18 protein-coding genes are annotated in these 22,122 nt (G+C 61.4%); 7 read left to right on the top strand and 11 right to left on the bottom strand.

Annotated features, from left to right (window positions below; genetic code table 11):
- Positions 1-16: 16 nt before the first annotated feature.
- The 4 genes from GHT07_RS04590 to GHT07_RS04575 all read right to left on the bottom strand — a co-directional run bounded on the left by GHT07_RS04590 (position 17) and on the right by GHT07_RS04575 (position 6,146).
- Positions 17-1,711, bottom strand: coding sequence for an ATP-binding protein (locus tag GHT07_RS04590; protein WP_153583892.1), 1,695 nt, complete (start codon positions 1,709-1,711; stop codon positions 17-19).
- Positions 1,711-3,228: an ATPase domain-containing protein gene (locus tag GHT07_RS04585; RefSeq protein ID WP_153583891.1), complete on the bottom strand. Its 1,518-nt coding sequence runs from the start codon at positions 3,226-3,228 to the stop codon at positions 1,711-1,713. The genes GHT07_RS04590 and GHT07_RS04585 overlap by 1 nt, the downstream gene beginning before the upstream one ends.
- A 144-nt stretch (positions 3,229-3,372) precedes the next feature.
- Entirely contained in the window at positions 3,373-4,368 is a 996-nt protein-coding gene (locus tag GHT07_RS04580; RefSeq protein WP_153583890.1) for a catalase family protein, read from the bottom strand.
- An 83-nt stretch (positions 4,369-4,451) separates the two neighbouring features.
- Complete coding sequence (locus tag GHT07_RS04575; protein ID WP_153583889.1) at positions 4,452-6,146, bottom strand: long-chain fatty acid--CoA ligase; 1,695 nt, start codon at positions 6,144-6,146, stop codon at positions 4,452-4,454.
- A gap of 88 nt (positions 6,147-6,234) precedes the next feature.
- Between GHT07_RS04575 and GHT07_RS04570 the strand changes: the two genes are divergently transcribed.
- Entirely contained in the window at positions 6,235-7,197 is a 963-nt protein-coding gene (locus GHT07_RS04570; RefSeq protein ID WP_153583888.1) for a Bug family tripartite tricarboxylate transporter substrate binding protein, read from the top strand.
- A gap of 3 nt (positions 7,198-7,200) precedes the next feature.
- On the opposite strand, the gene GHT07_RS04565 is transcribed toward GHT07_RS04570, so the two are convergent.
- Genes GHT07_RS04565 through GHT07_RS04555 form a run of 3 tightly spaced genes read right to left on the bottom strand, consistent with a single transcriptional unit; the run spans position 7,201 to position 8,655 of the window.
- A complete protein-coding gene (locus tag GHT07_RS04565) occupies positions 7,201-7,800 on the bottom strand; it encodes a 2OG-Fe(II) oxygenase (protein ID WP_153583887.1) in 600 nt (199 codons plus the stop codon).
- Positions 7,800-8,144, bottom strand: coding sequence for a DOPA 4,5-dioxygenase family protein (locus tag GHT07_RS04560; RefSeq protein WP_153583886.1), 345 nt, complete (start codon positions 8,142-8,144; stop codon positions 7,800-7,802). The genes GHT07_RS04565 and GHT07_RS04560 overlap by 1 nt, the downstream gene beginning before the upstream one ends.
- Positions 8,145-8,151: 7 nt before the next feature.
- Positions 8,152-8,655 (bottom strand): GFA family protein, encoded by a 504-nt coding sequence (locus tag GHT07_RS04555; protein ID WP_153583885.1) that lies wholly within the window; start codon positions 8,653-8,655, stop codon positions 8,152-8,154.
- A 179-nt stretch (positions 8,656-8,834) separates the two neighbouring features.
- Here GHT07_RS04555 and GHT07_RS04550 point away from each other — a divergent pair, with 179 nt between their 5' ends.
- The gene (locus tag GHT07_RS04550) at positions 8,835-8,984 is read left to right on the top strand and encodes a hypothetical protein (RefSeq protein WP_323740805.1); all 150 of its coding nucleotides are present in this window, start codon (positions 8,835-8,837) and stop codon (positions 8,982-8,984) included.
- A gap of 13 nt (positions 8,985-8,997) precedes the next feature.
- Here the strand turns inward: GHT07_RS04550 and GHT07_RS04545 are convergent, their stop codons facing one another.
- Both GHT07_RS04545 and GHT07_RS04540 read right to left on the bottom strand, forming a co-directional pair.
- A complete protein-coding gene (locus GHT07_RS04545) occupies positions 8,998-10,068 on the bottom strand; it encodes a DMT family transporter (protein ID WP_153583883.1) in 1,071 nt (356 codons plus the stop codon).
- Between the two features lie 30 nt (positions 10,069-10,098).
- Complete coding sequence (locus GHT07_RS04540; RefSeq protein WP_153583882.1) at positions 10,099-10,365, bottom strand: hypothetical protein; 267 nt, start codon at positions 10,363-10,365, stop codon at positions 10,099-10,101.
- Positions 10,366-10,485: 120 nt separating this feature from the next.
- Between GHT07_RS04540 and GHT07_RS04535 the strand changes: the two genes are divergently transcribed.
- The 5 genes from GHT07_RS04535 (at position 10,486) to GHT07_RS04515 (ending at position 19,304) form a co-directional block, all read left to right on the top strand.
- Positions 10,486-11,490, top strand: coding sequence for a P1 family peptidase (locus tag GHT07_RS04535; protein WP_153583881.1), 1,005 nt, complete (start codon positions 10,486-10,488; stop codon positions 11,488-11,490).
- Positions 11,491-11,598: 108 nt separating this feature from the next.
- Positions 11,599-13,986 (top strand): type I restriction-modification system subunit M, encoded by a 2,388-nt coding sequence (locus GHT07_RS04530; RefSeq protein ID WP_153583880.1) that lies wholly within the window; start codon positions 11,599-11,601, stop codon positions 13,984-13,986.
- Positions 13,983-15,035, top strand: coding sequence for a virulence RhuM family protein (locus tag GHT07_RS04525; protein ID WP_153583879.1), 1,053 nt, complete (start codon positions 13,983-13,985; stop codon positions 15,033-15,035). The genes GHT07_RS04530 and GHT07_RS04525 overlap by 4 nt, the downstream gene beginning before the upstream one ends.
- The gene (locus tag GHT07_RS04520; protein WP_153583878.1) at positions 15,032-16,321 is read left to right on the top strand and encodes a restriction endonuclease subunit S; all 1,290 of its coding nucleotides are present in this window, start codon (positions 15,032-15,034) and stop codon (positions 16,319-16,321) included. The genes GHT07_RS04525 and GHT07_RS04520 overlap by 4 nt, the downstream gene beginning before the upstream one ends.
- 16 nt (positions 16,322-16,337) lie before the next feature.
- Positions 16,338-19,304 carry a type I restriction endonuclease subunit R gene (locus GHT07_RS04515; RefSeq protein WP_153583877.1) on the top strand — a complete coding sequence of 989 codons (2,967 nt, stop codon included), beginning with the start codon at positions 16,338-16,340 and terminating at the stop codon, positions 19,302-19,304.
- A 24-nt stretch (positions 19,305-19,328) separates the two neighbouring features.
- Here the strand turns inward: GHT07_RS04515 and lpdA are convergent, their stop codons facing one another.
- A complete protein-coding gene (gene lpdA / locus GHT07_RS04510; RefSeq protein ID WP_153583876.1) occupies positions 19,329-20,726 on the bottom strand; it encodes a dihydrolipoyl dehydrogenase in 1,398 nt (465 codons plus the stop codon).
- A 4-nt stretch (positions 20,727-20,730) separates the two neighbouring features.
- A complete protein-coding gene (locus GHT07_RS04505; RefSeq protein ID WP_153583875.1) occupies positions 20,731-22,056 on the bottom strand; it encodes a dihydrolipoamide acetyltransferase family protein in 1,326 nt (441 codons plus the stop codon).
- Between the last annotated feature and the right edge of the window lie 66 nt (positions 22,057-22,122).

Here is a 22,122-nt window from a genome sequence, read left to right as displayed (position 1 = left end):
GCCCTTCGATCGGGTTTCAGGCGCCGGCGCGTTCGCGCGTCGCCTCAAGCGCCTGTGCCACTGCAGCGCCCAGCGATTTGATGTCGAACGGCTTGCGCAGCAGGATGGGCTTGCCGGCCAGTCGCTCGACAGCGGCCATGTCCGCATAGCCTGTGGCCAGGATGACTGGCAAGTCGTCACCCAGGAGCTCGCGCGCCTGCTTGATCACTTCAGCGCCCGTCATGTCCGGCATGGCGTAGTCGACCACGAGCACATCAGGCCGGTCGCGCCGCAGCGCCGCCAGGCCCTCCGTGCCATTGGCGGCCTCGGTCACTGCGTAACCAATGAGGCCCAGGCACTCGACAATGACGCCGCGCACATCGGCATCGTCTTCGACGACCAGCACCTTGTGCAGGTTGGCCCGCGCCGGTATTGATGGCGCACTCACCTGTTCCTGCCACTCGGCTTCGTCTTCGACGGCGGCAGGGAAATACATCTCCACCGTCGTGCCCGAGCCGAGCTCGCTGCGAATGAACGCGACCCCGTTGGACTGCCGCGCGAAGCCGTAGACCTGGCTCAAACCAAGCCCGGTGCCGCTGCCGGTGGGCTTGGTGGTGAAGAACGGATCGAAGACTTTGCTGAGCAACTGCGGTGCGATGCCGGCACCCGTATCGGTCACGGTCACCACCACATAGTCGCCTGCCTTGAGCTGGTCTTCATCCTTGGCCACATGGCGCACACCGGTCGCAATGTGAAGCGAGCCGCCCTCGGGCATCGCGTCGCGCGAGTTGACCGCCAGGTTGAGCACGGCCATCTCGAGCTGGCTGGGGTCGACCACAATCATCGCGGGGTGCTCGCACAGGTCCAGCTGCACTTGCACGGAGGAGCCGGCCGAGATCTCCAGCAGATCCTTGATGCCCAGCAGCAGTTTGTTGACGTGCGTGAGCTTGGGTGAGAGCGACTGGTTGCGCGCAAAAGACAGCAGCTGCCCGGTCAGCTTCGCGCCGCGTTTGGAGGCGGCCTTTGCACGCTCGACGACGGGCCGCACCTTCTCTTCCTTCGCATACAGCGAGATCAGTTCCAGGTTCATGTTCACCACATGAAGCAGGTTGTTGAAGTCATGCGCAATCCCACCCGTGAGACGGCCGATGGCTTCCATCTTCTGCGACTGCACGAGCGCGCTCTGCGCCTTCTCGCGCTCGGCGATTTCCTTCATCAGCCGGTTGTTCGCATTGCCCAGTTCATGCGTGCGCGCCTCGATGCGCTCTTCAAGCTCGCTGTTGAGCCGCTCGACTTCGCGGCGCGCCAGGCCGATCTCGTCCAGATGCTGGCGCGTGGCGTACTGCCGGCGGCGCGCGCGCACGGCGGCATCTGCCGCGCTGGAAAGCGTCTGCGCGTTGAGCGGGCGCTCCAGCAGGATCACGTTGCCCAATGCGTGCAGGATGCTGATCGCCTGCACCGACCGCGGCCCCGGCTCATGGTTGGACAGCACGATAAAAGGAAAGTCGGACCACGAGGGCTGCGACGTGAGCCACGCGCCCAGGTCCTGCAGGAGCGCGCCGTCCGTGATGGATTCTTCTGTGATGATGGCCGCGGCCGCACCCTCTTGAATGGCTGCGAGGAGCTCATCCCGTGCGCTGCAAAGCACCACCTTGTGCGTCTGCCCGATGACGCTCTTGATCACCTGGGCGTCGCGGCCAAACGGGGCGTGAATGAGTACGCGCAACTCCATCAGGCGACCGCCGCCTTCTCGGCTTCGCCAAGCATGAGATGCGAGCCCCGGTACGAAGGAGCGCCCGTCAGCACCCCTTCAAAGTCGGTCAGTGCGTGGCCGATCTCCAGCCCACCGAAGCCGAGCCGGAATTCGCGAATGGTGGCTTCATGCGCGCTTGTGCGGCTCTTGACGACCGACACGGCCTTCAGAAGTGCGCCACGCGCCTCGAAAAAGCGGAACAGCACGATGCCGTCGCTGAGGTAGCTCAAGTCCACATCGCTTCGAATGTCGCCAATCATCCCGTGCATGCCGAGCACGAGAATCGTGATGACTTCACGCTGGTTCAGGTAGGCGAGCAACTCGTGCACCTGCAGCAGAAGATGTTTGTCGCCGGCCATCGCGTGCATGTAGGCATTGAGGCTGTCGATGACGACCATCTGCACCCCGCGCTCCTCCACCGCACTGCGAACCATGTTGGCAAACTGGCCCGGCGACACCTGGGCGGGATCGAGCGCCTGGATCTGCAGGCTGCCTTCCTCGATGTACGAGTCGATCTCCATGCCCAGCGAGCGCGAGCGTGTCAACAGCGTGGCCAGCCCTTCGTCGAACAGGTAGTAGGCGACGCTCTCGCCGCGCTGGAGGGCAGCGCGTGCACACGACAGCGCTGTTGTTGTCTTGCCCACGCCAGACGGCCCCATGAAAAGGGTGTTGCTCCCGCGCGCCAGCCCGCCGCCCAGAAGCGCGTCGAATCCTTCGGTGCCCGCACTGACAAGGGCGTGGTTGACGGCGGCGCGGTGCTCGGCCGCGACAAGTCGCGGATAGACCGACAGGCCGCCCGTATCAAGATTGAAGTCGTGGTCCCCACCGCGAAAACGGATGCCGCGCATCTTGACGACGCGCAGGCTGCGGCGCTCCGGCCCGTACTGGCCGGCAGATTTGCCAAGCTGGATCACGCCATGGGCGATGCTCTGCAGTTGCAGATCGTCATGTTCCGCGGTGTAGTCATCGAGCATCAGCACCGTGCAGCTGCGGGCCGCGAAAAAACTCTTGAGTGCAAGCACCTGACGCCGGTAACGCATCGAGCTCTGGGCAAGCAGGCGCACCTCTGAAAGACTGTCGAACACCACCCGCGCCGGCTTGACGCGGTCGACAGCGGCCATGACGCCGCGAGTCATCTCACCCAGCTCGACTTCCGAGGGGTGCAGGATGGACTGCTCGGCATCCGGGCTCAGGCCCGTGGTCTCGACCAGCTCGAAGACTTCAACGCCCTTGAGGCTCCAGCCGTGCGACGCCGCCACGATGTGCAGTTCCTGCGAAGTCTCGGACAGCGTGATGTAAAGACCTGCCTCGCCATCGGCAACGCCGCGCAAAAGGAACTGCAGGCCCAGCGTGGTCTTGCCCGAGCCCGGCTTGCCTTCGGCGAGGTACAGGTGTGTCGTGGGCAGACCTCCGCCCAGAATGTCGTCGAGCCCTGCAACCCCAGTGGACGCGCGTGCCTGGTCGGGCAGTTTGACGTTTGGTGGAAATGGAGTCATCGGTCGAAGCGTTGCAAATGGTGTGGTGACGGGTGATCGTAGGGGCATCACTGTCGGCCCGTTGTAGTCAATCTCCGACAGTTCAGCTGGCGCCCGCTCCCACCTGGCTGTCACTGCAAGCCCACCGGCCGGCCCGCCCGGGCTTCAAGCGGCGCCGCGCCCCTTCTGGCTGGCGAAGTACACCACTTTGCGCGCACGCTGCACATCGCCCAGCGGCCGGTGCGCTTGCAGCGCCTGCCACGGATCGATCACCGTGCCCTCGACTTCCTGCGCAAGCGCCCAGCCCGACGGGGACGCCGTGTTTTGCGGCGGCAGCATGAGGCGCGCGACCGTGGCGTAGGGCGTGGGCCAGTTGACGGACGCGTCCTCGATGGGCGTGAGCCCTTCGCTGGAGAAATACTGCAGCTGCAGGTCCCAGTGCAAGGGGCCTTGCGCCAGCCGCTGGCTGAAATCTGCAGCCCAGTCGGCGCTTGCGCCCGGTGTGGGCGGCCCATTGGACTCACCGGGCACCAGCCGCACACGCACGGCGTAGGGTCCGCAGGCCATCGGCACGCTGCTGAACAGCGCCTCGGTCGCGAAACCGCTGAATGGCTTTTTGGCGATGGAAAGGACCTTGGCCAGCATCTTCGGGCCGCCGATCAGGCCGTATCGCGTGAAAACGTACTTGAGCAGCGCGCCGCCGCCGCGCGAAGCCGCCACGGCGAAATCGACAAACTCCGTGCTGCCCGAAAACGAGAACGCCTCGTGGTTGATCAGCGTGAAGTCCTGGCTCCTGGCGGGCCCGTTGCCCAGCGCCGAATCACCTTCGACGCCCAGCACCCGGAAGGCGAAGCCGCGCACGTCGGGCATGCTGTCACGCGCGCGGTCGAAGCCGCCGTTGGACAGGCGCACCCACACCTCGAAGGTGTGCGGGATCGCGAACAGGCCGTGGCGGGCAAACTCCGGAATGCCGTCCAGCACTTCCAGTGTGCCATGCGCGGCGGTGATCTGCTTGCGGTGCAGCGTCCGGCCGACACCCCAGCGCTTGGCCTTGTGCTTCTGGATCTGCGCGAACTGCTGCGCGAAACCCTCGTAGCGCTGCTGCTCATCAGCTGCGATGACTTCCTTCCAGCCGGTGCTGGGTGCTGGCACGTTGCTCATCGGTTCCGCCGTTCGTGTGGTCGCTTGTCTTCGGACAAAGGGTCGCGTGGTCCGGCCCAGTCTACGCGGGCCGCACCACGAGTTCAATCGCGCTCGGCCTCCTGCAGCATCCGCCACATGACCTTGCCGCTGCCGCTCTTGGGCAGCGCATCGACGAACTGCACGACGCGCGGCATCTTGTAGACGGCCATGTTCTCGCGGCACCACGCAATGATCTCTTCTTCGCTCACCTTGCCTTTGTGGCTGGGGCGAAGCACCACGACCGCCTTGACCGATTCGCCGCGATAGCTGTCCCGGGTGGAGATGACGCACGCCTCCTGGATGGCCGGGTGCTTGAACATCAGCGCCTCGACCTCGGCGGGCCACACCTTGAAGCCGGCCGCGTTGATCATCCGCTTCAAGCGGTCCGTGAGGAAGAAATAGCCGTCTTCATCGACATAGCCCAGATCGCCGGAGCGAAAGTAGCGCTGCCCCTGGAATTCGACGAACGCCGCCTCGGTCGCGTCGGGCCGCTTCCAGTAGCCCGAAAACACCATCGGCCCACGCATGATGATCTCGCCCTGCTCGCCCACAGGCATCTCTTCAAGCGTCAATGGATCGACCACGCGCGCATCGCAGCTCATGAACGGAATGCCCAGGCATTGCTGCTTCGGGTCGTCAGGCGGGTTGCTGTGCGAAGGCGCGGACGTCTCGGTCAGGCCGTAGCCTTCGACATAGCGAAGGCCGAACTGTTCGAACAGGCGCTGCGCCACCGCCTGCGGCATCGCGGCGCCGCCACCGCCGATGTGCAGCAGGGTCGACAGGTCGAACTGCTCGAAGTTCGGGCTGGCGAGCAGGTCGATCACCATGGTGGGAATGTTGGTCCACGCCGTCACGCGCCAGCGCGAGATCAGGCGGCCGGCCAGGTCGCGGTCCCAGCGCGGCATGACGATCAGCGTCGCGCCACTATATATCTGTGAATGCATCACGCTGACCATGCCAGTGACATGAAACATCGGGGCGACCAGCAGCACCACACTCTCGGCGGTGCCGTTGCCCCAGATGGAGCTGGCCATCGCGTTGTGCATGATGCTGCTGTGCGGGTGCATGCAGCCCTTGGGCAGGCCCGTCGTGCCGCTGGTGTACGGCAGGATGGCCAGGTCGCTGGGCACAGCCGTGAGCGCAGGCACAGGCAATTCGTTGTCGATCGCGTCGCTCCACAACATCACGCTGCCACCGGCAAGCGCAGGCAATGCGTGCCGCGTCAGCAGCCAGTCGCGCCACGCATCGGGCATCACGTCACGGTGCGGCGCATCGGGATCGAAGGTGTCGGTGAAATGCGTCGCGATGATGTGGCTCAGGCGGTCTTGCGGCGGCAACGTATCGCTGGCCCGGGCAAGCTCGGGCGCCAGGTCGCTCGTGGTGATGGCAACTTTGGTGCCCGGATCGGTGATGTAGTGCTTGAGCTCTTCGGCGCGATTCATCGGGTTCACCGGGACGACCACCGCGTTGGCCCGCAGGATCGCAAAGTGCGCAATAACGAGCTGCGGGCAGTTCTGCATGTCGAGCACCACGCGGTCGCCCTTTTGCACGCCCAGCGCGTGCAGGCGCGCTGCCAGGCGTTCGGCGATGCGCACGGCTTCGCGATAGGTGATGGGGGTGCCGAAAAACACCAGTGCTGCCTTGTCGGGAAAACGGCGCGCGCTGGTCTCCAGGTTGTCCCACAGCGTGGTGGCCGCAGCGGTGAGTGAATGGGGAAGCCGCTTGGGCCAGAACTTGTAGTGGGGACGCTGCTGCATGAATTCAGGCTAGCTGCGCACTGGGGCAAAGGCATCAGGGAATCGCCCTATCATGTGTCGCCAACCAGACCCGAGGGGACAAACTGCAATGACATTCACCCAGCGCATCATCACGCTCGTCCTGCTTGCTGCCAGCTGGAGCGCGCACGCTGCCTTTCCCGAAAAGCCCATCCGCATCGTCATCGGCTTTCCTGCGGGCGGCCCCCTGGACCAGCATGCGCGGCTGCTGAGTGAACGGCTGCAGGCGGTGCTGGGCCAGCCGGTCATCATCGACTACAAGGCAGGTGCAGGCGGCACCGTAGGCGCACAGGACGTGATGAAAGCTGCGCCAGACGGCTACACACTCATGCTGGCCAACACCGGCGTGATGGTGATCAACCCCGCGCTCTACAGCAAGCTGCCCTACCAGACCACGCGCGACTTCACACCGATCGCACGCACTGCCATGCAGCCGCTCGCATTGCTCGTGAACACGAGCCTTCCGGTGAAGTCGCTCAATGAATTCGTTGCGTACGCGCGGGCGCGACCGGGCCAGGTGAATTACGGCTCGGCCGGCAACGGCGGTATCAGCCACCTGGTGCCCGAAATGTTCAAGAGCGCCACCGGACTTTTTCTCGTGCACATTCCCTATCGCGGCAGTGCACCGGCCTTCACCGACCTGATGGGCGGCCAGGTGCAGTTCATGGCAGAGTCGATTCCGCAAGCCGCGAACTATCACAAGCAAGGCAAGGTCAGAGCGCTGGCGGTCACCAGCCGCGAGCGCAATCCTGCGCTGCCGGACATTCCAACCGTGATGGAAACCGGCCTCAAGGACTTCGAGGTGGTCGGCTTCTACGGCTTTCTGGCGCCTGCAGGTCTGCCCAAAGACGTGACCGCGAAATTGAGCGACGCGTTCCGCCAGGTGCTTGCGACACCCGACATCCGCAATCGAATGGTTGCACAGGGGGCAGACCCTGCCTTCCTCGGCAGCGAGGATTTCGGCAAGTTTCTCAATGCTGAAATGCCCCGGTGGGCCGACGCCGTGAAGAAGTCTGGCGCGCGGATGGACTGACGATCACCAGTACCACGTCGCGATCGAATAGCGCTCACCCCGCGTGACCGGCGTGACTTCATGCGTGGTGTCCGGCAGGAACGCCACGAGCGAGCCCGCCCCAGCGCGCAAGTCAAAGCGCCCATTGGTGCGGTTCGCGCGCCACTCGGTGAAGACCAGCGAGCCTCCGGCGTAGGTGCCCGCCTGGTCATCTTCGCAGGGCGCGTTGAGGAAGATGACGACCGAGGCCTTGCGCGATTGCTCGGCATGCGAGCGCAACATGCCCGTGCCGCCGCCCTGGTGCGCCACGAAATGGCCGCCCTCGCCATAGCACAGGAATTGCGGCGCTTCACAGCCGGCCAACTCCAGCCTGAAGTGTGCTGCGATAGCCACGCGAGCCTGCATCAGCCGGCTCTCCACGAAATCGACAGTCGCGCGCGAAGGCGCAAGCCGCATGACTTTGCGCACGCGCTCGTCGACAACACCGCCTTCGCTCACGCCATACACAGCGGCCTGCTCGCCCGCGGCATTGACCAAGTCCGCCAGGACTCGCTGGCACGTCGGCGGGTCGAAAAAATCGGGCTGCAGGTACAGATCGAAAAGATCCGTTGACGCCCGCGCCATCAGCGGAACATCTCCAGCTTGAGCGGCCACTCATTGCCCAGCCAGTAGGCGTGCGTGGTGTGATCGGCGAGGTCGTCGCCCGACAAGCCATGCACGAAGATATCGAGCCCGTTGCGATGCGCATCGAGCCACGGCACGATCCTGTCGAACTCGCTGGCGTCAAACGCGATCTGGCTGCTCCATCGCGGGTGCGGGCCCACTTCTTTTTCGTGCACGCGGCCCAGCTGCACCTGGAAGCGTCGCCCCGCTTCTTCGCGCAAGGCCTTGGCCTGCTCGAGCGTGGCAGCGTCGAAGTAGATATGCGCGTGATACGCAGGCGCAACGTTCTGTGGATAGCGGGGCATGGCGAAATTATCCGGCTGACCGCGCACGCAACGCAGCGCGCCGCTCCAGGCTCTCAGGCGGCCAATGCACGTTTGCGTCGTAGTACTCGTCCATCACCGGCACGCCGGGCGGCAATACCACCCACGGCTGCTTGGTGGTGGTGAAGATATGGATGTCGGGTGGCAGCACGTCAGGGTTGTCCAGCGTGCCGACGCGAATGAAGTGCACGGACGCACCGGCGCCCGAATAGTTGCTCCACACGGCCACCTTGCAATGCGGGCACCGCGACACCCGCTGGCCACGGCCGCTGGCCGACGGTGTGTCGATGACTTCCGGCGTGCCTGCCAGCAGCGTCACGCGGTCTGCTTCGATCATGGCGTTGATTGCAAATGCAGAGCCGCTCTCGCGCTGGCACCAGCGGCAGTGGCAGCAGTTGACGAACATCGGGCGCGACTCCATGCGATAGCGGACGGTGCGGCAATCGCAACCGCCTTCCTGGACAAACGCTTCGCCACTGATCCGCTCAGCCATGAGGCAACCCCTGTTTTGACAGTTCACCAAGTTATAGCAGTGCGCCACGGCTGGATGCAGAATGCCGCCATGGCATTCACCCAATTGTTCACCGGCGCCGCTGTGCGTGCGGGCCTGGCGCTCGCCATGGGCGTCGCCTGCGCCGCGGGCCCCAGCAAGCGCATGAGCTGGGCTTGAAAGTGATTCCGTGGACCATCAATGCGCCTGCAGACATCGAGCGCCTGATCGGCTGGGGCGTGGACGAAATCATCAGCGACTACCCCGACAGGGTGCGCACCGTGATGCAGGCGCGCGCAATGCAGCTACCCCCACCCGTGGCCATTCGCTAGCGCGCCAGGGCCCTCAGTGTTCGTGCCGGTGATGCGCATCCGGAAAGTGCGCATGCGTGTGAACAAGCGGCTCATGCTGGTGGGGATGACTGTGGCGCGTGCCCGGCGCCACGAATGATTCATGCGCATGGTCGTGGTGCGGGTCGCTCGCGCCATGCACATGGGCATGCGTGTGTTCCATCGGCGAGTGCGAGTGGGCATGCGCATGCCGCTCAGCCAGGTGCAGCGCAACGCCCACGGCCATCAACACAAAAGCAGCGACGAGCGGCGTGGTGACGGCGTCGCCGAGCAGTGCGATGGCAAGCACCGCACCAAAAAACGGTGCGACAGAAAAATACGCGCCCGTTCTGGCCGTTCCGAGTTCGCGCAGCGCCACCACGAAGAGCGTCAGGCTCACCCCATAGCTGGCAAAGCCGACAAGGCCGGCGCCCAGCACCACGTGCCAGGAAGGCCACTGCGCGCCCGTGAGCAGCGCGAGCGCCAGGTTGGTCGCACCCGCGCACAGCCCTTTGACCATCGCGACCCACGAGGCGTCGGCCAGTGACACCTTTCGGGTGAGGTTGTTGTCGATCGCCCAGGCCAGGCACGCGGCCACGATCAAGGCCGGACCACGCCAGTCGCCCGACCACGCGAGCTCTGATGGCCATGCGAGTACCAAGCCGCCGGCCACGATGGCGAGCATGCCAGCGGCAATGCGCTTGTCGACGTTTTCACGAAAGACGATCCAGGCGATCAGCGCCGTGAGGACGCCCTCTGCATTGAGCAGCAGCGAAGACGTGGATGCAGTAGTCAGCGCAAGGCCCTGCATCAGCAAGACGGGGCCGCACACACCACCGGCCACCACGGCTGCCGCCAGCCAGCGCGCCTGGCCGCGCGGCAAGGTCACGCGCGGCTTGCCGCGCAGCAGGCGAAACAGCCACAGGCCTGTGCCCGAGCCCAGATACAGCAACGCCGCCAGCAGCCATGGGCTCGCGTGCGCGAGCAACAGCTTGGCCAGCGGCGTTCCGGCGCCAAAAAGCATGGCTGCAGCCAGCGCCGCAGCAATGCCTCGTGAAGCGGGTGCCCAGCGGCCTGCCGATGTCATCAGGACATCGTAGCCGCCTGGATCAGTGGCTTAGATCTTGGCGAACAGGTAACCGATGGCGAACGCGCCGACGACGATTGCCAGCGGGTTGGCGCGCACTTGTTCGCGGGCAAGGTTGCCGTATTCCTGCTGCCAGCTCACCACGTGCTCGGCGCTCTTGCCGACGACCTGCTCGATCGAGTCGACAGCGTTGTGCGCCTTTTGCGCGACCTTGCGCACGGTGCCGTCGCTGTTTGCGCCGTTGAGCACGGCGGAGGGGCTGGTGGCGGTGTAGTTGTCGGTGGTTTCTGTGTTCATGGAGTTTCCTTGGGAAGTCTGGTGCGCAATGCCCTCATTGTTAGGAGATCAAGGGCGAGCGGCTGTCAGGCAATGCGCCGCAACGGCTGTAGGACCTCGCCTGCGGCGCTACCATTGGCCATGGGCACGACATCAAACTCATCCCTGCGCAGCGCAGGCTCCATCACGGATGTCGCGGGCATCGAAGTCGGTCATTTCACCGACACGCGGCGACCGACGGGCTGCAGCGTCGTCATTGTTCGCGACGCCGCGGTGGCCGGCGTCGATGTGCGAGGTGCCGCGCCGGGAACGCGTGAGACGGATCTGCTCTCGCCGACGAACCTGGTTGACCGTGTGCACGCCGTCCTGCTGGCCGGCGGCAGCGCCTGGGGCCTGGACGCAGCGGGCGGGGTGATGCGCTGGCTCGAAGCGCAAGGCGTCGGCATGGAGGTGGGCCTGGCGAAGTTGCCGCTCGTTCCTGCCGCCGTGCTGTTCGACTTGTTCCTGGGTGATTCCACCATCCGGCCGGACGCTGCGGCAGGTTATGCCGCGTGTGAGGCCGCTTCTGTGCACGCGCCTGCGCAAGGCTGCGTTGGCGCCGGTGCGGGCGCTGCGATCGGCAAGGTGTTCGGCATTGATCGCGCGATGAAGGGCGGCATCGGCACGGCATCGGTGACGGTGGATGGCGTGACGGTCGGCGCGCTGGTGGCGTGCAATGCGCTCGGCGATGTCATCGACCCGGATACAGGCCGCGTGATCGCGGGTTCACGCACGCCCGACGGCAAATCATTGTTCGACACGCGGCGCTCGTTGCTGCGCGGTGAGGCGCCCAAGCCCCTGATCACCGGAACAAACACGACGATCGGTGTCGTGGCCACGGATGCGGTCATCACCAAGGCCCAGGCAACTCGCGTGGCCACGATGTCGCATGACGGGCTGGCCCGCAGCATCAACCCGGTTCACACCATGTCCGACGGCGACACGATGTTTGCGCTGGGGACTGGCAAGTCAGGCAAGACCTTGGGGATGATGACGCTCGGGACGATGGCTGCGGAGGTGACTGCGATGGCCGTGGTGCGCGCGATCAGGGCAGCTCGTGGCGTGACAGCTGGCGGGTTGTACTTGCCTGCGGTGTCTGACCTGTAGGGTGGCTTCTTTCAGGGTGCGCGACAGGCGGCATCCACCTACTGGGGGGTGTGACGAGGTCTCAGCTCGCTTCGCCCTGCTTGGAACGGGGCCTAAGATCAAGGGTCTATGGATCACTCAACACATAACAAGATCGTCTCGTTCATCTGGTCAATCGCGGACGACTGCCTTCGTGATGTCTTTGTTCGCGGCAAGTACCGCGACGTCATCCTGCCGATGTTTGTCCTGCGCCGCCTGGATTGCCTGCTGGAGCCATCAAAGGACACAGTGCTGGAGGAAGTGCGGTTTCAGCGGGAAGACGCTGACATGGCTGACCTCGACCCCCATGGCCTGCGAGAAGCCTCCGGCTACGTGTTCTACAACACGTCCAAGTTCACGCTCAAGTCCTTGCTGGGCAACCCGTCGCAGCTGGAAGCCAATCTCAAAAACTACCTTGATGGCTTTTCAGACAACGTCAAAGAGATCGTCGACAAGTTCGACTTGCGCAACCAAATTCGCAAGATGGCGCAATCAGATGTGCTGCATGACGTGATCGAGAAATTCGTCTCGGAGGAAATCAACCTCGGCCCCGATGACCGCAAAGGGCCAGATGGCCGCACGCAGCCTGGGCTGTCAAATCTTGGCATGGGCTATGTATTCGAAGAACTTATCCGCAAGTTCAACGAAGAGAACAACGAAGAGGCTGGGGAGCACTTCACGCCGCGTGAGGTCATTAACCTGATGACCAATTTGGTGTTCATCCCGGTGAAAGACCAACTTCCCAACCCGCTCACCATCTACGACCCCGCTTGCGGCAGCGGCGGCATGCTGACCGAGTCGCAAGACTTCGTGACTGACGCTGAAGGCGAGATCAAGGCCAAGGTGGGCGTGTTCTTGTACGGCAAAGAGATCAACCCCGAGACCTATGCCATCTGCAAGTCCGACATGATGATCAAGGGCAACGACCCCGAGAACATCAAGTTTGGCTCGACGCTGGCCACGAATGAATTCTCTGGTACGCGCTTCGACTTCATGTTGAGCAACCCGCCCTATGGCAAGTCATGGAAAAGTGACCAGAAAGGCATCGTCGAAGGCAAGCAGGTTCTTGATCATCGCTTTCAGGTGAACCTGACGGACTACACCGGCGAGCTGCGTGACTTGTACCCCGCCATCCCGCGTTCATCAGACGGTCAGCTGCTGTTTCTGATGGAGATGGTGGACAAGATGAAGCGGCGCTCAGACCTGAGCGACAAGAACGCCACCCGGTTTTCAGGCTCGCGCATCGCCTCCGTGCATAACGGTTCCGCCCTGTTCACTGGCGATGCAGGCAGCGGCGAGAGCAATATCCGCCGCCACATCATCGAGAGTGACTACCTCGAAGCGATCATTCAGTTGCCGAACAACCTGTTCTACAACACAGGCATCACCACCTATGTGTGGCTGCTGTCCAACCACAAAGCGGAGAAGCGGCAAGGCAAGGTGCAATTGATCGACGCATCCAACCTGTACCAGAAGCTGCGAAAGAACCTTGGCGAAAAGAACTGCGAATTCACTGCTGAGCATATCCAGCAGATCACCCAGCTCTACTTGAGCCTTGCCGACGACGGTATTTCTAAGGTCTTCGACAACCGGGACTTTGGCTACTACAAGGTCACGGTGGAGCGCCCATTGCGCCTTGCCGCGCAGTTCAGTGTTGAGCGCATTGCCACACTGCGCTTCACACCGGGCATGCAGGAGATCATGGAATGGGTTTACGGCAAGTACGGCGACGAGGTTTACACCGACCTCAAATCCCACGCCGAAGCCATTGAGAACCAGATTGAGCGCGAAGAAATCAACTTGTCGCCCAAGAACCGCAAAGAGCTGCTGGCGCAAACCACATGGGAAGTTCAACGCAACATCATGCTGGCTGCGCAGAAAATCGCCGACAAGATCGGATCAGACGAACACCTCGATTTCAACCTGTTTGAAAAGATGGCGGACGAAGCCTGTACCGCCCTGAAGTTGAAGCTTTCCGCATCCGAGCGCAAGCAGGTTTTGAGCGCAGTGAGCTGGCGCGAACCGCGGGCTGCCAAGGTTATCAAGAAGCAGCACAAGCTCACCGGCACAAAGCTCAAGGAGCTGCTCAGCGAGCTGGAGACCACTGCTGATCATCTGGGCGACTACGGCTATTGGCCCCAGTCGCCACAGTCTGGCAAAGCGGGCGAGTACATCGAGTACGAGCCGGACAGCGAGCTGCGCGACACGGAAAACGTGCCGCTGGCCAAGAGCAAGACTCCAACGGCTTCAAGTGTCATTCACGAATACTTCATCCGCGAAGTACGGCCGCACGTTGACGAGGCATGGATTGCCATCGACAAGACAGTGATTGGGTACGAGATCAGCTTCAACAAGTACTTCTATAAGCACAAGCCACTGCGCAGCCTTGAAGAGGTGACGAGGGAAATCCTGGCGCTGGAAGCGGAAACCGATGGCCTGTTGAAGCAACTGGTCGGCTTTGTGGGAGTCAAGGCATGAGCCAGGTCAGCGCCTTGCCGCCCGAAGGTGAGTTCCTGCTGTACACGACCGAAGACGGCCAAGCCCGGCTGGAAGTTCGGCTCAATGGCGAAACCGTCTGGCTCTCGCTGGCACAGTTGGCAGAGTTGTTCCAGCGGGACAAGTCGGTGATCTCCCGCCACATCAAGAATGTCTTTGATGAGGGCGAACTGGCGGCAGATTCAGTTGTTGCAAATTTTGCAACAACTGCCGCAGACGCCAAGACCTACAAGGTGGCGTACTACAACCTGGACGTGATTATCTCGGTGGGCTACCGGGTGAAGTCGCACCGTGGCACCCAGTTTCGCATTTGGGCAAGTCAGCGCCTACGCGAATACCTCATCAAGGGGTTCGCCATGGACGACGAGCGCCTCAAGCGTGCCAACAGCGGCAACTACTTCGACGAGCTGTTGTCCCGCATTCGCGACATTCGCTCCAGCGAAAAGATGTTTTGGCGCAAGGTGCTGGACATCTATGCGACCAGCATCGACTACGACCCCAGCGCCGAAGCCTCGCAGGCATTTTTCGCGACCATCCAGAACAAGATGCATTGGGCGGCACATGGGCACACTGCCGCAGAAATCGTCTTCAAACGCGCCGACGCCAGCAAGCCCAACATGGGCTTGACCTCCTGGGCGAATGCGCAAGCCGGAGGCAAGCCGCGCAAAACAGATGCCACCATTGCCAAGAACTACTTGGCCCATGATGAGATTGACCCGCTGAACCGCATCGTCAACTTCTACCTGGAATTCGCCGAACTGCAAGCACTGGGCCGTAAGCCTATGTACATGACGGATTGGATCAGCAAGCTTGACGAGTTCCTGCGCCTGACGGAGCGGGAAGTACTGTCTGGCGCAGGCTCCGTATCGCACGACAAGGCGATGCAGAAAGCCCAGATCGAGTTCGACAAGTACAGGCAAACACTTATCAATACCAAGAGCCCCGTGGAGGAGCACTTTGACGCTGCCATCAAGCAGGTCAAGGTGCTGGAGCTCAGCAAGTCGCCGCCAAAGAGGAAAGCCGCAAAGTGACGCAGAGACACAAAGAGTACAAGCCGAGCGGCGTGAAGTGGATTGGAGAAATCCCAGCACATTGGGAGGTACGTCCCGGCTTCACTTGCTTCGAGGAAAACAAAGACCGGAACAAAAAACTCATTGAAAAGACCGTCTTGTCTCTGAGCTACGGCCGCATCATTGTCAAGCCCGAAGAAAAGATGACGGGCCTAGTCCCCGAGTCATTCGAAACCTATCAACTTATCAAACCCGGCGACATTGTCATTCGCACCACGGACCTGCAAAACGATAAGACAAGTTTGCGGGTGGGCCTGGCAAAGGACAAAGGGATGATTACTTCGGCATATCTCGGACTGCGCTGCAAGACTGAGATCAATCCCGAATACGTTTTCAGACTACTTGAAAGCTACGATGCCATGAAGGTGTTCTACGGCATGGGATCGGGCTTGAGGCAAAACATCGACTTCTGGGATTTCAAGAGGTTGCCTGTCCCGACTCCTCCCTACGCAGAGCAGACCCGCATAGTCAAATTTCTCGACATTAAGACTGCGGAATTTGATGCCGCAATAGAAAAGAAATTGAAATTGATTGATCTGCTTTTGATGCAGAAAGATGTATTGACGAATGCGGCCGTCAGCCACGGGATTCGACCTGAGGTCCCCAAAGTTTTCAGTGGCTTAGACTGGATTGGCGACATACCGGAAAATTGGGAAATGGTGCCTTTAACAAAATACGCGCGATCAGTTGTTGACTACCGAGGAAAGACTCCGGAAAAAGTGGCAGATGGAGTGTTCCTCGTAACGGCGAAAAACATTAAGCGGGGAAAAATAGACTACTTGATCTCTGAAGAATTTATATCCCCCAAAGACTATCCTAAAGTCATGGCGAGAGGACTGCCGGAACTCGGCGACCTAATTTTCACGACCGAAGCTCCGTTGGGAGAAGTCGCGCTGGTGGATCGCACCGACGTTGCTTTCGCACAGCGAATCATAAAGCTCCGACTTCGCAAGGATCGCCTCAATCCACGATTCGTGATTTACGCAATGCAGTCCCAATATTTTCAGTCTTTGCTCGCTAGGGAAGCAACAGGCTCGACCGCGCAAGGTATCAAAGCAAGTAAGCTGCACAAGCTCAAGATCGCGGCGCCAATAGTGAATGAGCAAATCGACATAGCCAACTATCTTGATCACGTCACTTCAAACATTGACAGTTTAGTCTCGCACCAACGAATTGAAATCAACAAATTTCGCGAGTTAAGAGCAAGCCTGATATCTGAGACAGTGCTAGGTCAGATTAAGGTCTGAATACAAAGGATGCGAAATGGTCAGCCAAATCAACGAAGCCGCACTCGAGTCGCACATCGAAAACGCTCTTGCGATGGACGGCTATCGCGTTGGCGATCCGGCTGACTTTGACCGGGAATTCGCTGTTGACACCAAGCTCTTTTGGGAATTCCTGGAAGCCACGCAGCCCAAGGAATTGGCGAAGCTGAAAGACCGCCCCAACTGGCAGCGACTGGTTCTGGAGCGACTGAACAAGAAGATCAAAAAAGACAGCGCGCTGGCCGTGCTAAAGAAAGGGCTGGACATTGACGATGCCCACTTCGACCTGCTGTATCGCCTCCCCTACAACGACCTCAACCCCGAGGTTGGAGCCAACTTCGAAGCCAACCGCTTTAGCGTAACCCGGCAGGTCCATTACAGCCAGACTGATACGTTCAAGTCGGTGGACATGGCCTTGTTCGTCAACGGATTGGCGGTGGCGACGCTGGAACTCAAGAACCCGTGGACAGGCCAGACCGTGCAGAACGCCGTTCGCCAGTACCGCACCGACCGTAACCCGAAGGAGCCGTTGTTCGAGTTTGGCCGCTGCCTGGTGCACTTCGCGGTGGACCCGGACGAGGCTTTCATGTGCGCCCAACTCGCGGGCAACGATAGCAACTTTCTGCCGTTCAACAAGGGCAACAAACATGGCAAGGGCAACCCGGTCAATCCGAGCGGGCACAAGACGGCGTACCTGTGGCAAGACATCCTGCCGCGCAAGAGCCTCGCCAACGTCATTGAGCAGTTCGCCAAGTTCACCGTTGAGAAGGACAAGAAGACTGGCAAGGAGCGCAAAACGCTTTTCTTCCCGCGCTATCACCAGCTGAATGTAGTGCGCGGAATATTGGAGGATGCCCGCCAAAACGGCGTAGGGCAAACCTACCTGATTCAGCATTCGGCAGGCTCGGGCAAGTCCAACTCCATCACTTGGCTCGCCTATCAACTGGTGGAGCAGTACGACACCACGGGCACGGCAAACCTTTTCGATTCCGTGGTGGTCGTGACGGACCGGCGTGTGCTGGACACACAGCTCAAAGACAACATCAAGCTCTTCTCAGAAACCAAGAACATCGTCGCTCACTGCGAAAGCGCGCAGGAACTGAAGTACAACCTCGAGCTCGGCAAGAAAGTCATCATCACCACAGTGCAGAAATTCCCCTTCATCGTGGAGGGCATCGGGCAACTGTCTGGGCGAAAATTTGCAGTGATCATTGACGAAGCACACTCATCGCAGTCCGGCGTAGCTGCCGACAGAGTCAACGAGACCCTTTCGGGCGACGAAGACGCTGATTTCGACGGACCAGCGGACGTACAAGACCTGATCCTGGCAGCGATGAACCAGCGCAAGATGAGCAAGAACGCCAGCTACTTTGCGTTCACTGCAACGCCCAAGCCCGCCACGCTGGAGAAGTTTGGCCGCCAAGCCGCTGACGGCAAGTTCTACCCCTTCCACCTGTATTCAATGAAGCAGGCCATCGAGGAGAAATTCATACTCGATGTGCTGGAGAAGTACACCACGTACAAGAGCTACTACGAGGTGCAGAAGTCGGTAGAAGACAACCCACTGTTCGATACCGTCAAGGCTCAGAAGAGGCTGAAAGCTTTTGTCGAAGCCAGCCCCAAGACCATTGAGGTGAAGGCCAAAATCATGGTCGATCACTTCATTGCAAGTGTCTGGCAGGCCAAGAAGTTAAAGGGCAAAGCCAAGGCTATGGTGGTGACGCGCAATATCGAATGCGCCGTCCGCTACTTCTTTGCCATCCGTACCGCATTAGAGGAGGCCAATGCGCCGTTCAAGGCGCTGGTGGCGTTCTCTGGCGAGAAGATGGTCGATGGCATCAAGCACACCGAAGAGGCCTTGAACGGCTTTTCCGCTCGCGACTTGCCCGAGGAGTTCGAAAAGGACGACGCCAAGATTTTGGTGGTTGCCAACAAGTACCTGACCGGATTTGACGAACCCATGCTGCACACGATGTACGTGGACAAAAAGCTGCAAGGCGTTCTGGCAGTGCAAGCGCTCTCACGCCTTAACCGCTGCAACTGGAAGCTGGGCAAGACCGATACCTTTGTGCTCGACTTCTATAACTCGGTTGACGACATCAAGGCGGCATTTGACCCGTTCTACACGTCCACCAGTCTCAGCGAACCAACCAATGTGAACGTCTTGCACGATCTGAAGGACGCGCTCGACGGCTTCGGCATCTACGACTGGGCAGAGGTGAAAACCTTCAACGAGAAGTTCTTTGCCAGTGCCGAAGCCGAAGAACTCGCCCCCATCATTGACACCGTCGTGGCCCGCTTCGATGCCGACTTGGACGACGAGCAGCGCGTCGACTTCAAGATCAAAGCCAAACAGTTCGTCAAGATTTACGCGCAGATTGCGGCCATCATTCCCTTCAACAATGTGAACTGGGAAATGCTGCATTGGTTCCTGAAGTTCTTGGTCCCCAAGCTGAAGGTCAAAGACCCCGACCAGGACAAGCTCGATGAGCTGCTAAACAGCGTCGATCTCTCCACCTACGGTCTGGAACGCTCCCGCCTTGAAGCCAAGATTGGCCTCGATGAGAACGAAGGCGAGCTGGAGCCGCAAAACCCGAATGTGCGTGGCACGCACATTGGCCCAGGTGACAAAGACCCGCTGGAAGAAATCGTCCGCGCTTTCAATGACAGGCACTTCGCTGGCTGGGAGGCCACGCCCGAAGAGCAGCGCGTCAAGTTCATCAACATTGCCAAGCATGTGGTGGACCATGCCGACTACAAGGCACAGGTGGAAGACAATCCCGATGCCCAGAACCGCCAATTGGCGCTGGAGAGGCTGATTCAACATGCCGTCAGCGTTGAGCGCCGCCGCGAGCTGGACTTGTACAAACGCTACGCTGGCGACCCGGATTTCAAGCGCGCGTTTGATGCGAGTATTTCGAGACTGCTGACGATCCGTGACATTGGCAGCAGGTTGGGCCGCTGAACGAAAGCGACGTCCGCTGCATACTCAAATATGCAGCGCGTGCCCCAAGGCCCGCAACGCGGCTTCCTGCACAGCCTCACCCAGCGTCGGGTGCGCGTGGATCGTGCCGCCTACATCTTCGAGCCGTGCACCCATCTCGATCGACTGCGAAAACGCCGTCGTCAACTCCGACACGCCGCTGCCCACCGCTTGCCAGCCCATGATGAGATGGTTGTCGCGGCGCGCGACCACGCGAATGAAACCATCCGTGGCCTCCAGCGTCATCGCGCGGCCATTGGCCGACAACGGGAACGACGACTCGATGCAATCGAGGCCCGCCTTCTTCGCGTCATCCGGTGTCATGCCGACAACCACGACCTCCGGATCAGTAAAGCACACGGCCGGTATCGCAGCGGGCTCGAACCGGCGGTTCTTGCCCGACACGATCTCCGCCACCATCTCGCCCTGCGCCATCGCACGGTGCGCGAGCATCGGCTCGCCCGCTACATCGCCAATCGCCCACACGTTGCGCATCGAGGTGCGGCACTGGTTGTCGATCTTGATCGCGCGGCCCGCCATATCGAGTTGCAGCGACTCCAGGCCAAAGCCATCGGTGCGCGGCTTGCGACCGACGGCAACGAGCACACGGTCCGCCGGCAACGCAAACTCATCGGCATGGGCACTGCGCACGCGCACACCGCCGCCCTCGTCCAGCCCCTGCACGGAGCAGCCAAGATGCAGCACGACGCCGAGCTTCTTCAGCGATGCGAGCACAGGCTTGGTCAACGCTTCGTCGTAGCTCGGCAAGATGCGCTCGGTCGCTTCAACGACCGCCACCTCTGACCCCAGCTTGCGATACGCCATGCCAAGTTCGAGCCCGATGTAGCCGCCGCCGACAACGACCAGTCGCTTGGGCAACGACGGTGGAGCAAGCGCTTCGGTCGACGAAATCACCGCGCCGCCGAACGGCATAAAAGGCAGCTCGACAGGCACAGAGCCCGTTGCGAGCAACAGGTGCTCGCACTGGATGCGGGCAGGCTCGCCATCGGCCGTGGTCACTTCCACGGTCTTGCCGTCAAGAATCGTGGCCCAGCCCTTGACGACCTTCACGCCGTTCTTGCGCAGCAAAGCGCCGACGCCGCCCGTGAGTTTGCCGACGATGCCGTCTTTCCACTTCACGGTGGTCGCAAGGTCAATCGATGGCGACTGGACACTGATGCCCATCGCCGACGACGCGCCGCTCCAATGGCGCGCCTTCGCAAATTCGTCAGCGGCGTGGATCAGCGCCTTCGACGGAATGCAGCCGATGTTCAAGCACGTGCCGCCGAGCGACTCGGCTTCGACAAGCATCGTGTTCACGCCGAGCTGGCCCGCGCGGATCGCCGCGACGTAGCCGCCGGGGCCGCCGCCGATCACGAGCAATGTGGTGTGCAACATTTTCATGGCGTCACTCCACCAGCAGCATGGCAGGTGACTCGAGCATCGCGCGAATCGCCTGAATGAATTCGGCGGCGTTCATGCCGTCGACCACGCGGTGATCGAACGACGACGACAGGTTCATCATCATCCGCCCCACCACCATGCCGTTGCGCATCATCGGCCGCTCCACGATCTTGTTCACGCCGATGATCGCCACCTCCGGGTGGTTGATGACAGGCGTCGTCACGATGCCGCCCAGCGCGCCCAGGCTCGTGATCGTGATGGTCGAGCCCGACAGCTCTTCGCGCGAGGCCTTGCCTGACCGTGCAGCATCTGCCAGCCGCGCAATCTCTTTCGCGGTAGACCACATGTCATGCGATTCAGCGTGGCGCAGCACTGGCACCATGAGGCCGCCGTCCGTCTGCGCGGCGATGCCCAGATGCACCGCGCCATGACGCGTAACGACACCCGCGTCATCATCGAAGCGCGCATTCATCATCGGGAAGTCGCGCACCGCCAGGACGACAGCACGTGCGATCAACGGCAGGATGGTGAGCTTGCCGCGCGACGCGGCGTACTTGGCGTTGAGCTTGGCGCGCAGTTGCTCCAGCTCGGTCACGTCGACTTCTTCAACGTAGCTGAAGTGCGGAATGCGGCGCTTGGCGTCCTGCATCTTCTGCGCGATCTTGCGGCGCAGGCCGATGACGGGAATCGCCTCTTCTTCATGACGCTCGGCATACGCGTTGCTGCGCCCTGTAGCCGCAGCCTGGCCGCGCGAGGCGAGATACACGTCGAGGTCTTCATGCACGATGCGGCCCGCCGGACCGCTGCCATGCACAAAGCGCAGCTCAATGCCCAGCTCCCACGCGCGATGGCGAACGGCGGGCGAAGCGATGGGCTTCTCACCTGCTGTGCGGGTAGGTGCTTGCGGCGCTGGTGTGCGCTTGGCAGCGGGCGCTGCGACTGCTTGTGCGACGACAGGCGCTTTGGGCTCAGCTTCGGAAGGCACTGCAATTGCGTCTGCTGCAGGTGCAGCTGCCGCAGAAGCGGTTTGGTTCTGCGCGGCACTTGAAGGCGCCTTCGCAGCAGGTGCGTCCTTCAAATTCCCGGCGCCTTCGACTTCAATGCGGATCAACTCTGCACCAACTGAGATCAGCTTGCCGACTTCACCGCCGAGCGACACGACCTTGCCGTGCACGGGCGACGGGATTTCGACCGTCGCCTTGTCCGTCATCACGTCGGCCAGCACCTGGTCTTCCTGCACCGTGTCACCCACCTTCACGTGCCACGCGACGAGTTCGACTTCCGCGATGCCTTCGCCGATGTCCGGCGTTCTTACAACATGCATGCCCATTTTCATGACTCCCGACGGGCCGCCCCTAGGGAGGCATGCGCCCCCTCGGGGGGCAGTGAACGATAG

The organism is Caenimonas koreensis DSM 17982 (assembly GCF_009646335.1).
GTDB lineage: Bacteria > Pseudomonadota > Gammaproteobacteria > Burkholderiales > Burkholderiaceae_C > Ramlibacter > Ramlibacter koreensis.
The sequence above is the reverse complement of the archived record's forward strand: the minus strand, read 5'-3'. Positions and strand labels throughout refer to the sequence as shown.